This is a genomic window from Pseudomonas sp. VMV1, assembly GCF_056790235.1.
Window position 1 is genome coordinate 1,091,521 of sequence record NZ_JBXGSE010000001.1, and the last position, 9,448, is coordinate 1,100,968.

Genomic DNA, 9,448 nt, shown 5'->3' on the forward strand with positions numbered 1-9,448 from the left:
TGATGAACAACCTGATGAATGATGGCCAGCCGCTCGGCATCAGCCAGTCGGTACCGGTCACGCCTCTCGACCATCTGCTTGGTGCCCTGGCACGGCAGACCCAAGCGATGCTGGAGCTGGCCGAGAGCAACAGGCTGTTGGCCGAGAGCAACCGCGAGATGGTGGACTATCTCGCCGAGCAGCAGGCCGATGGCCCCGACGAACAGGCGCCCCGGCGTGACCTGGCAGGGAATCTACTCTGATGGCGCTCCGGCCGAACAAGCCATGCCGCGCCAAGGGCTGCCAGGTGCTGACCCGTGCCGCTGGCGGCTACTGCGATGAGCACACGGACCAAGCCAAGGCCTGGGCAACCAGGCAGGGCTCAGGCCGCGGTGGCAGGCCGTGGCGGCGTACGCGTGAGGAGGTCCTCAAGCGTGACAGCTACCTCTGCCAGTGCAAGGACTGCAAGCGCCTGGAGCGCGTCAGGCCAGCCCATGAGGTGGATCACGTGGTGCCGCTCGCCCAAGGTGGCATGGACAGCCTGAGCAACCTGGCGGCGATCAACCATGACTGCCATCGGGTGAAGACCTTGCGGGAGTCCGCTGCGGGTCGCAGGCCGGCCGTGTAGCACGCCTCGGGCCGATGTGGCACGCCAGAACCCCTGTGTAGCACGTCAGAGCCCCGTTGAAGCACATCAGTGACGTGCTGCACCAAGATGGGGCGGGTCAAAACCCTGGGGCCGTCGTCACGGACACCGCGCCCCCCGTCGTTTTTTTACACCCGCGAAATTAAAAATTCAGGAGTCGCGCCATGGGCGGCACAGCGGCGGTCGCTGGCCGAGGTCGCAAGCCGAAGCCCACGGCCAAGAAACAGCTCGCCGGTAACCCCGGAAAGCGGGCCTTGAACAAGGCCGAACCCCAGTTCTCCACCGTCACCAACGTCGACCCGCCCGAGTGGTTGAACGACCGCGCGGCGGATATGTGGAAGATGATCATTCCCGAGCTGCTGCGCGAGAACGTGCTGGCGCTCACCGACCTGCACAACGTCGAGGCCTTCTGCACGGCCTATGGCAACTGGCGCATGGCCCAGGAATCGATCAACACCCACGGCATCGTCGTGGAGGGCGCCCAGGGCGGGCCGATGAAGAATCCAGCCCTGACGGCGGCCAACGAGACGATGCGGCAGATGGTGACCTTCGGCTCGATGCTGGGCCTGGACCCGGCCAGCCGAACCCGGCTGATCGGTGGCAACAAGCAGAAAGACACCAACCAATTTGCGGCGCTACTGAGTTCCTGATGGCCAAGACCAAGACCCCCAATGTCGACAAGGCGCTGGTGTGGGCTCGGTCCGTCTTGAAGGGCAAGGTGCCCGCCTGCCGCTACATCCACCAAGCGATCCAGCGGCACTTCGACGACGTGGCCGACAGCCGCGCCAAGGGCTACCCCTACAAGTTCGACCCGGGCAAAGCCGAGAAGAAACTGAAGCTGATCCAGCTGCTGCCTCACACCAAGGGTGAATGGGCGTTCAAGCGCCAGCTGATCACCCTGGAGCCCTGGCAGGCCTTCGGCATGGCCGTCACCTTCGGGTGGGTCAAGAAGAAGACCGGCTTCAGGCGCTTCCGCGAGAGCTACTGGGAGGTGCCGCGCAAGAACGGCAAGAGCGTCGTCGCCGCCGGCGTCGGCATCAGCATGTTCGTGGCGGACGGCGAGTTCGGCGGCGAGGTCTACAGTGGCGCCACCACCGAGAAGCAGGCCTGGGAGGTGTTCCGTCCGGCCAGGCTGATGGTGAAGCGCTCGCCGATGTTGATCGAGGCGGCCGGAATCGAGGTGAACGCCTCGAACATGAACGTGCCGGCCGAGGGCAGCCGCTTCGAGCCGCTGATTGGCAACCCGGGCGACGGTGCGTCGCCCAGCTGCGCGATCATCGACGAATTCCACGAGCACGACAGCTCGGCCCAGTACGACACCATGCTCACCGGCATGGGCGCCCGCCGGCAGCCGCTGATGTTCATCATCACCACGGCCGGCGCCAACATCGAGGGCCCCTGCTACGACAAGCGCCGCCAGGTCATCGAGATGCTGTCCGGCGCGGTACCGGATCCGGAGCTGTTCGGCTACATCTGGACCCTCGACGAGGGCGACGACTGGACCGACCCGAAGAACCTGGCCAAGGCCAACCCCTGCATGGGGGTGTCGGTGTTCCAGGAGTACCTGGAGAGCCAGCTGGCCCGGGCGATTCGCTCGGCCCGCTTCACCAACACCTTCAAGACCAAGCACCTCAACCTGTGGGTGAGCGCGAAGGCGGGCTTCTTCAACGTCGAGAACTGGAAGGCCTGTGAAGACAAGACGCTGACCCTGGAACAGTTCGAGGGGCAGGAGTGCATCCTGGGTTTCGACCTGGCGCGCAAGCTGGACATGAACTCCATGGCCCGACTGTTCTGGCGCGTGATCGACGGGAAGATCCACTACTACAGCGTGGCGCCAGGTTTCTGGGTGCCGGAAGACACCGCCTACGACACCGACAACAGGCGGATGGCCGAACGCTTCCAGAAGTGGATCAACACCGGCGACCTGCAGGTCACCGCCGGCGCCGAGATTGACTACCGCGAGATCCTCGAGGAAGCCAAGGAAGCCAACCAGGCCGCCCCGGTACTGGAAAGCCCGATCGACCCGCACGGCGCCACGAACCTGAGCCACCAGCTCGATGACGAGGGCCTGACGCCCGTCACCATCGTGCAGAACTACACCAACATGTCCGACCCGATGAAGGAGCTCGAAGCCGCCATCGAGTCGGGCCGCTTCCACCACGACGGCAACCCGATCATGACCTGGTGTATCGGCAACGTGGTGGGCAAGAACCTGCCCGGCAACGACGACGTCGTGCGGCCGATCAAGCAGGGCGATGACAACAAGATCGACGGCGCCGTGGCGCTGATCATGGCGGTGGGGCGGGCGATGGCGAAGGTCACGCTCGGCGACGGCGGCATGGACCGATTCATGGATTCAATCCGGGACCCCATATTCGAATGAGCACCGCATCGATCCTCTACCTGCTGATCGCAGTGCTGGGCTTCGGCCTGGCCGTGGCCGGCGTTTTCATCCTGCTCGGCCTGGGCTGGGCGCTGCTCGCGGGTGCTGCCTCGTGCTTTGCCGCGGCGGCATTCATTCGAAGAGGGCTGACCAGTGGCTAAGTCCCTCCTGTCCGTACTCAGCAGCGCGGTGTCCGCACCGCAGACCTCGATCATCGATTGGGTGGGCCGGTCGCTGTCCGGCAGCGCGGCCAACATCTGGGCGCAGACGGTCGGTACGACGTCCTCCAATGGCAAGAACGTGACGGTCGACAAGGCCATGCGCCTGGCGGCCTGCTGGGCCTGCGTCCGGCTGGTCGCCGAGACGATCGCAACCCTGCCGCTGGGCCTCTACCGTCGCCTGCCGGACGGCGGCCGCGAGGTTGCCGGTGACAACGATCTGCACTGGATCCTCAACACCACACCGAACAGCCGCATGACCGCAGTGCAGTTCTGGGAGGCCGTGGTCACGTCCATGCTGCTGAAGGGCAACGCCTTCGTCGAGATCGTCCGCATCAGCGGCCGTGTCGTGGCGCTGGAATTCCTGCTGCCGGGCCGCATGGACCTGGATGTCGACGACAACGGGCTGATCATCTACCGGTACCGGGAGAAGAACGGGCAGCTGCGGGACATTCCCACCAGCAACATGATGCACATCCCGGCGTTCTCGCTGGATGGGCAGATCGGCCTTTCGCCCATCGCGTACGGCGCCAACGTCTTCGGGTCGGCGATGTCCGCCGAGGACGTGGCCAGTTCCACCTTCAAGAACGGCATGCACCAGACGGTGGCCTTCGAGGTGGATCGAGAGCTGAACAAGCAGCAGCGCGACGACTTCCGCGACTATGTGCAGCGCATCAGCGGCGCCATGAACGCGGGCAAGTCGCCGGTGCTGGAGAAGGGCGTCAAGGCCCAGGTCATCGGCATCAACCCGGTCGACGCCCAACTGCTGGAGTCCCGCGAGTACAGCGCCGAGGACATCTGCCGGTTTTTCCTGGTGGACCCGACCCTGGTGGGCTACAGCGACAAGGCCTCCAACTGGGGCACCGGCCTGGAGCAGAAGCTGCTGCGGTTCATCACCTTCACGCTGCGCAGTTACCTGCGCCGCATCGAGGAGTCCATCGTCCGCAGCCTCCTGACCCCGATCCAGCGCCGGCAGCTCTATCCCGAGTTCGCCATTGAGGGCCTGCTGCGCGCCGATAGCGCGGCACGGGCCACGCTCTATTCGCAGATGGTGCAGAACGGCATCTGGACCCGAGACGAGTGCCGCATGAAGGAGAACCTGCCCAGGATGGGCGGCAACGCCGGTGTGCTCACCGTGCAAACCAACCTGTCTCCGATCGATCTGCTCGGTCAGGGCAACGATGGGCAAGCCGCAAGGGCTGCTCTGCAGAACTGGCTGGACCAACCGGCAAACTCCAAGGGGTAACTCATGCAAGTCAAATCCAAGGCTGGCAGCTTCCGCTGCGAGCTGAGCCCGCGCGCGCTCGACAAATGGAACCCGGCCATCAAGGCGGCTGTGGAGTCCACCAGCGACACCATCACCATCTACGGCGTGATCGGCGAGGACTGGTACGGCGACGGCGTGACCGTCTCCCGCATCGATGCGGCCCTGCGCTCCATCGGCGACAAAGCGGTCACCGTCTACATCAACTCGCCTGGCGGCGACATGTTCGAAGGCCTGGCTATCTACAACCGCCTGCGCGAGCACAGCCAGCCCATCACCACCAAGGTGCTCGGCCTGGCCGCTTCGGCCGCCTCGGTCATCTACATGGCCGGCGCCAAGCGCGAAGTCGCGATGAGCGCCTTCCTGATGATCCACAACTGCTGGACCTTGGCCGTCGGCAACCGCCATGGCCTGCGCGACATCGCCGGGACCATGGAAGAGTTCGACGCTGCGATGGCCGACCTCTACGCCGAGGGCAGCGGCAAGCCGGTCACCGACATCGCCGAGATGATGGACGACGAGACCTTTATCCGGGGCAAGCGCGCCCTGGAGCTGGGTTTCGCCACCGGCCTGCTGTCGTCCGACGAAATCACCGAGCGCCAGGATGAACAGACCCAGCAGAGCAACGCGCTCAAGGCCATGGATGTGGCCCTGGCCAAGGCGGGCATGACCCGCAGCGAACGGCGCGAGCTCTTCGCCAGTTTCAAGTCCAGCACGCCGCGCGCTGCTGGCGGGGGCACGCAAGACGCTGCCCCGACCGATAAGCCCCGCGCTGTCGCGCTCGACCTGGCACCGCTCCCGAAACTCTCTTTCCCTACTCCCGCATGAGGCTTCACACCATGAGAAAACTTCGTCTGTCCCCGGCATTCCTGATGGCTGTGTTGTCCATCGCTGCCCTCATCCCTATGACCTTCGGCGCCACGCCCGAGGCTATCTTCGGCTCGGTCTTCGTGGTCGGTCTCGCGACTGCCCTGGTCAAGCCCGGCCAGTCCAGCTATCGCGGCTGGAACGCCCAGATGGGCAAGATCGGTGAGGAAGACATCGAACAGCAGTACAAGCAGACCCAGGCCAACCTCAAGGACATCGGTGACCAGCTGAAGGCGCATGCCGAGCAAGCGCAAAAGGACATCGCCCGCCACGAAGGCCTCACCAAGGAAACCTCGGCCAAGGTCGACGAACTGCTGATGAAGCAGGGCGAGCTGCAGGCCCGCGTGCTCGAAGCCGAGCAGAAGCTGGTCGCTGCCAACAGCGCCACCCAGCGCCCCGAGGCGCCCAAGTCCGCCGGCGAGCTGTTCGTGGCCAGCGAGCAGATGGATGGCGTCAACTCTTCGTTCCGCGGCTCCCGCCGTGTGTCCGTACCGCGCGCTGCCATTACCACCACCACCGCGAGCGGTCTGGCCCCGGCCGAACGCCTGGACACCGTCGCGCTTCCTGGCCTGCGCCGCGCCACCATTCGTGACCTGGTAGCGCCGGGCCAGACCGAGTCGGGCTCCATCGAGTACGTTCGCGAGACCGGCTTCACCAACAACGCGGCAACCGTTGCCGAGGGCGGCGCCAAGCCGTACTCCGACATCACCACCGCCCTGGTCAACGCGCCGGTGCGCACCATCGCTCACCTGTTCAAGGCCTCGCGCCAGATCCTGGACGATGCCAAGGCGCTGCAGAGCTACATCGACGCCCGTGCCCGCTACGGCCTGCTGCTGGCTGAAGAGTCTCAGCTGCTGTACGGCAGCGGCGCCGGCGCCAACCTGCAAGGCCTGGTGCCGGTGGCGGCCCAGTACGCCGCGCCCGGCGGTGTCACCGTGACCGGTGAGCAGCGCATCGACCGCCTGCGCCTGGCGCTGCTGCAGGCCGAGCTGGCCGAGTTCCCCTCGGATGGCATCGTGCTGAACCCCATCGACTGGGCCCTGATCGAGCTGATCAAGGACGACGTCGGCCGCTACATCATCGGCCAGCCGCAGGAAGGCACCGCTGCCCGTCTGTGGAACCGCCCGGTGGTGCCCACCCAGGCGATGAAGCAGAACGACTTCCTCACCGGCGCGTTCAAGTTGGGCGCTCAGATCTTCGATCGCATGGACGTCGAAGTGCTGATCTCCACCGAGAACGACAAGGACTTCGAGAACAACATGGTCACCCTGCGCGCTGAAGAGCGCCTGGCCCTGGCCATCTACCGGACCGAAGCGTTCGTCACCGGCAAGCTCGCTGCCGCTGCGGCCTAACCCCCTGCACGGGCCGGCGCTGCCGGCCCTTCGAGGTGAGACATGCCCGATCTACTGATCAAGCCGCTGCGTGCCTATGAGGACCGCGGCACCATCCGTGACGTCGACAACGAGCCCTATGCCGCGCCGGTCTGGCTGGCCAAGGAGCTGGAGCAGCTGAAGCTGTGCGAGATCGTTGGTGAAGTCGGTGGCGACAAAAAGCCAGCCGCCATTACCTCTGCACAGGTCAATGCTGCTTCGATTCTCAGCACCCCGCTGAGCGTTCCGCCCGGCCCCGACGCTTCCGCCGCCTTGCGGCTGGAGAAGAAAGGGCAGCGGTGGATCATCGTCGACGCCCAGGGGGCTCGGGTCGATGACTTCATCGGCAAGCGTGAGGAGGCGGAAGCCGAACGGGCCAAGCGCCTGGCCGCGCTCTCGCCGGCTGCTGCTGACACCCCGCCGGCCGACATCCCCCCGCCGGCTGACCTGCCTCCCGCGGATCAACCGCCTGCCGATCAGCCTCCCGCTGACCAGCCGAACGACAACCCGCCCCAGGAGTAAGCGATGTCCGTGATCAGCATAGAGCTGGCCATGCAGCACCTGCTGGCCGAGCCCGAGGACCAGGAACTGGTCCAGGCCCTGTTGGATGCGGCCGAGGACTCAGCCAGCCGGTTCATGCAGCGCCGGTTCTACGCTGATCAGGCTGCGCTGGACGCCGCCGTGGCCGAGGTGCCGGCGGCGATCAGCTCCACCCGTATCCGCTATGAGCAGGCCGTGGCTGCCGCTCTGGCGGTGGTTGACCCCGAAGACCGCCAGGGCGCGCGTGATCGTGCCACCCAGGCGTTCGCCGATGCCCGCGCCGAGGTCGAGATGAAGGCCTGCGCGATGATCCTGAACCCTTCCATCCAGGCCGCCTGCCTGCTGATCCTGGGCCACCTGTTCGCCAATCGCGAGGACGTGGCCACCGGCGTGACCGTCGCCGAGATACCCATGGGTTCGCGGCACCTGCTGCAGCCCTACCGTACCGGGCTGGGTGTGTGATGCGCGCCGGCCAGCTCCGGCAGCGCGTGATGCTGCAGCGCGATGGGCGCCACCAGGACCCGAATACAGGCGAGATGCTCAGTGGCTGGGCGAACCTGACCGAAAAGCCCATCCCGTGCTCTGTCGAGCCGGTGAGCGGCCGCGAGTTCATTGCAGGCCAGGCTACCCAGAACGAAGTCACGGCCCGGATCGTCATCCGGTACCGGGCCGGGGTGACCGCTGCCATGCGCGCCGTGCACCTCGGCACCACCTACAACATCGAGGCCGTCTTGCCGGACAAAAGCTCCGGGCGGGAGTACCTCACCCTGATGGTGTCCGGCGGCTTGAACGAGGGCTGAGCATGATCACCTTCACCCTGAAGGGCGTGGACGATGCGATTGAGCGGCTGACCAAGCTGCCCGAGAAGGTCCAGCGCTCCTCGGTACGCCGAGCGGCCCGGGCGGCGATGAAGATCGTTCGCGATGAGGCCATCGACCGGGCCAACCAGCAGGATGACCCGGAAACCCCGATGAACATCGCTGATTTCATCGTCACCCGGGAGGGCACGATCAAGGGTCGGCGCGAGGGCGGTATCGTCATGCGCGTCGGCATCATCGGCGGCGCCCGGTACGACAAGCGATCGCCGTACCCCACCTATTGGAAGTTCGTCGAGTTCGGTACCGAGCACTCCCGGGCCAAGCCCTTTATGCGGCCGGCGCTGGACAACAACGTGCCGGACGTCATCCAGACCTTCGTCGACGTGCTCAACGATGAGCTGAACAAGGAGATGGTCTGATGTTTCCACCACTGTTCAAGACCGTTGCCGCCTCGGCCGAGGTCAAGGCGCTATTTGGCGCCGACCCGGTGCGGGTCTACCCCTTCGGCGAAGCGGAGGCGGACGCGGTTTTGCCCTACGCCGTCTGGCAGACCATCAGCGGCAACCCGGACAACTTCCTATCCGGCCGTCCCGACGTGGATGGGTTCCGGACCCAGGTGGACATCTACGGCACCACCGGCGCCAGCACCCTCGCGGCCGCTATGGCCCTGCGGGACGCACTCGAAGGTGTGGCCTATGTCGTCGCCTACAACGGCCAGGGGCGCGACCCCGAGACCAAGAACTTCCGCGTCAGCTTCGACCTGGACTGGATCGTCCACCGCTGACCCACCGAATCACCATCCAACCCGCTCCGGCGGGTTTTTTCATGCCCGCAGGAGACGCTCCAATGGCAATGCTCACCCAAGGAACCCAGATCTTCGCCCTGGTCCCGCCTTCCACCGGCACCGGCAAGAACACCGTGTTGGAAATCGAGGGCGTCACCGCCTTCAACCCCGGCGGCAACCCGGCCGACCAGATCGACACCACCACCCTGAAGGATCAGGACCGCACCTTCGAGAAGGGCCTGCGCACCCCGGGCAGCGCCTCGATGACCATCCAGGCCGACGCCACCAAGGCCAGCCACGTCCGGTTGCACGAGCTTTCCCAGGCCTCGGGCAAGAACACCGTGCGCTGGGTGGTGGGCTTCTCCGATGGCCCGAAGGACGAAAAGGGCAGCCAGACCGCAGTGCCGACGGCCAATACCGACGGCACCGACTTCGTGCTGCCCACCACGCGCACCTGGTTCGTCTTCGACGGCTACGTCTCGGACTTCCCCTTCGACTTCACCACCAACTCGGTGGTGAGCACCGCGGCCACCGTGCAGCGCACCGGCGGCTCCACCTGGCAGCGTAAGAGCACCTAAT

The 9,448-nt window shown here is 65.7% G+C and carries 14 protein-coding genes; all 14 read left to right on the plus strand.

Translation table 11 applies throughout. The features are described 5' to 3' along the window. Positions 1 to 2 precede the first annotated feature (2 nt). The 14 genes from ACUCV0_RS05275 to ACUCV0_RS05340 all read left to right on the plus strand — a co-directional run bounded on the left by ACUCV0_RS05275 (position 3) and on the right by ACUCV0_RS05340 (position 9,447). The gene (locus ACUCV0_RS05275) at positions 3 to 242 is read left to right on the plus strand and encodes a hypothetical protein (RefSeq protein WP_482212210.1); all 240 of its coding nucleotides are present in this window, start codon (positions 3 to 5) and stop codon (positions 240 to 242) included. Next, complete coding sequence (locus tag ACUCV0_RS05280) at positions 242 to 607, plus strand: HNH endonuclease (RefSeq protein WP_482212211.1); 366 nt, start codon at positions 242 to 244, stop codon at positions 605 to 607. The genes ACUCV0_RS05275 and ACUCV0_RS05280 overlap by 1 nt, the downstream gene beginning before the upstream one ends. A gap of 182 nt (positions 608 to 789) precedes the next feature. Beyond that, positions 790 to 1,275, plus strand: a complete 486-nt coding sequence (locus tag ACUCV0_RS05285) for a phage terminase small subunit P27 family (protein WP_482212212.1) — start codon at positions 790 to 792, stop codon at positions 1,273 to 1,275. Beyond that, the gene (locus ACUCV0_RS05290) at positions 1,275 to 3,008 is read left to right on the plus strand and encodes a terminase large subunit (RefSeq protein WP_482212213.1); all 1,734 of its coding nucleotides are present in this window, start codon (positions 1,275 to 1,277) and stop codon (positions 3,006 to 3,008) included. The genes ACUCV0_RS05285 and ACUCV0_RS05290 overlap by 1 nt, the downstream gene beginning before the upstream one ends. Further along, the gene (locus ACUCV0_RS05295) at positions 3,005 to 3,169 is read left to right on the plus strand and encodes a hypothetical protein (RefSeq protein WP_166655923.1); all 165 of its coding nucleotides are present in this window, start codon (positions 3,005 to 3,007) and stop codon (positions 3,167 to 3,169) included. Before ACUCV0_RS05290 ends, ACUCV0_RS05295 begins: the two co-directional genes overlap by 4 nt. Beyond that, on the plus strand, positions 3,162 to 4,472 hold the full coding sequence (locus tag ACUCV0_RS05300) for a phage portal protein (RefSeq protein ID WP_482212214.1): 1,311 nt from the start codon (positions 3,162 to 3,164) through the stop codon (positions 4,470 to 4,472). The genes ACUCV0_RS05295 and ACUCV0_RS05300 overlap by 8 nt, the downstream gene beginning before the upstream one ends. Before the next feature lie 3 nt (positions 4,473 to 4,475). Beyond that, positions 4,476 to 5,318 carry a head maturation protease, ClpP-related gene (locus ACUCV0_RS05305; RefSeq protein WP_482212215.1) on the plus strand — a complete coding sequence of 281 codons (843 nt, stop codon included), beginning with the start codon at positions 4,476 to 4,478 and terminating at the stop codon, positions 5,316 to 5,318. Positions 5,319 to 5,506: 188 nt separating this feature from the next. Then, positions 5,507 to 6,709 carry a phage major capsid protein gene (locus ACUCV0_RS05310; RefSeq protein ID WP_482212253.1) on the plus strand — a complete coding sequence of 401 codons (1,203 nt, stop codon included), beginning with the start codon at positions 5,507 to 5,509 and terminating at the stop codon, positions 6,707 to 6,709. A gap of 42 nt (positions 6,710 to 6,751) precedes the next feature. Next, positions 6,752 to 7,249, plus strand: a complete 498-nt coding sequence (locus ACUCV0_RS05315) for a hypothetical protein (RefSeq protein WP_482212216.1) — start codon at positions 6,752 to 6,754, stop codon at positions 7,247 to 7,249. A gap of 3 nt (positions 7,250 to 7,252) precedes the next feature. Then, positions 7,253 to 7,729 carry a head-tail connector protein gene (locus ACUCV0_RS05320; protein WP_482212217.1) on the plus strand — a complete coding sequence of 159 codons (477 nt, stop codon included), beginning with the start codon at positions 7,253 to 7,255 and terminating at the stop codon, positions 7,727 to 7,729. Next, positions 7,729 to 8,067 (plus strand): phage head closure protein, encoded by a 339-nt coding sequence (locus ACUCV0_RS05325; protein WP_482212218.1) that lies wholly within the window; start codon positions 7,729 to 7,731, stop codon positions 8,065 to 8,067. Before ACUCV0_RS05320 ends, ACUCV0_RS05325 begins: the two co-directional genes overlap by 1 nt. A gap of 2 nt (positions 8,068 to 8,069) precedes the next feature. Continuing rightward, positions 8,070 to 8,504 carry an HK97-gp10 family putative phage morphogenesis protein gene (locus ACUCV0_RS05330; RefSeq protein WP_482212219.1) on the plus strand — a complete coding sequence of 145 codons (435 nt, stop codon included), beginning with the start codon at positions 8,070 to 8,072 and terminating at the stop codon, positions 8,502 to 8,504. Next, positions 8,504 to 8,869: a DUF3168 domain-containing protein gene (locus tag ACUCV0_RS05335; RefSeq protein WP_482212220.1), complete on the plus strand. Its 366-nt coding sequence runs from the start codon at positions 8,504 to 8,506 to the stop codon at positions 8,867 to 8,869. Before ACUCV0_RS05330 ends, ACUCV0_RS05335 begins: the two co-directional genes overlap by 1 nt. A gap of 62 nt (positions 8,870 to 8,931) precedes the next feature. Further along, positions 8,932 to 9,447 (plus strand): phage tail tube protein, encoded by a 516-nt coding sequence (locus tag ACUCV0_RS05340; RefSeq protein ID WP_482212221.1) that lies wholly within the window; start codon positions 8,932 to 8,934, stop codon positions 9,445 to 9,447. The last annotated feature ends 1 nt before the right edge of the window (position 9,448 follow it).

Excerpts from the sequence above, each read along its gene's own strand:
- ACUCV0_RS05275 (WP_482212210.1), top strand. The coding sequence starts at position 3 with ATGAACAACCTGATGAATGATGGCCAGCCGCTCGGCATCAGCCAGTCG.
- ACUCV0_RS05280 (WP_482212211.1), top strand. The coding sequence starts at position 242 with ATGGCGCTCCGGCCGAACAAGCCATGCCGCGCCAAGGGCTGCCAGGTG.
- ACUCV0_RS05285 (WP_482212212.1), top strand. The coding sequence starts at position 790 with ATGGGCGGCACAGCGGCGGTCGCTGGCCGAGGTCGCAAGCCGAAGCCC.
- ACUCV0_RS05290 (WP_482212213.1), top strand. The coding sequence starts at position 1,275 with ATGGCCAAGACCAAGACCCCCAATGTCGACAAGGCGCTGGTGTGGGCT.
- ACUCV0_RS05295 (WP_166655923.1), top strand. The coding sequence starts at position 3,005 with ATGAGCACCGCATCGATCCTCTACCTGCTGATCGCAGTGCTGGGCTTC.
- ACUCV0_RS05305 (WP_482212215.1), top strand. The coding sequence starts at position 4,476 with ATGCAAGTCAAATCCAAGGCTGGCAGCTTCCGCTGCGAGCTGAGCCCG.
- ACUCV0_RS05310 (WP_482212253.1), top strand. The coding sequence starts at position 5,507 with ATGGGCAAGATCGGTGAGGAAGACATCGAACAGCAGTACAAGCAGACC.
- ACUCV0_RS05315 (WP_482212216.1), top strand. The coding sequence starts at position 6,752 with ATGCCCGATCTACTGATCAAGCCGCTGCGTGCCTATGAGGACCGCGGC.
- ACUCV0_RS05320 (WP_482212217.1), top strand. The coding sequence starts at position 7,253 with ATGTCCGTGATCAGCATAGAGCTGGCCATGCAGCACCTGCTGGCCGAG.
- ACUCV0_RS05325 (WP_482212218.1), top strand. The coding sequence starts at position 7,729 with ATGCGCGCCGGCCAGCTCCGGCAGCGCGTGATGCTGCAGCGCGATGGG.
- ACUCV0_RS05330 (WP_482212219.1), top strand. The coding sequence starts at position 8,070 with ATGATCACCTTCACCCTGAAGGGCGTGGACGATGCGATTGAGCGGCTG.
- ACUCV0_RS05335 (WP_482212220.1), top strand. The coding sequence starts at position 8,504 with ATGTTTCCACCACTGTTCAAGACCGTTGCCGCCTCGGCCGAGGTCAAG.
- ACUCV0_RS05340 (WP_482212221.1), top strand. The coding sequence starts at position 8,932 with ATGGCAATGCTCACCCAAGGAACCCAGATCTTCGCCCTGGTCCCGCCT.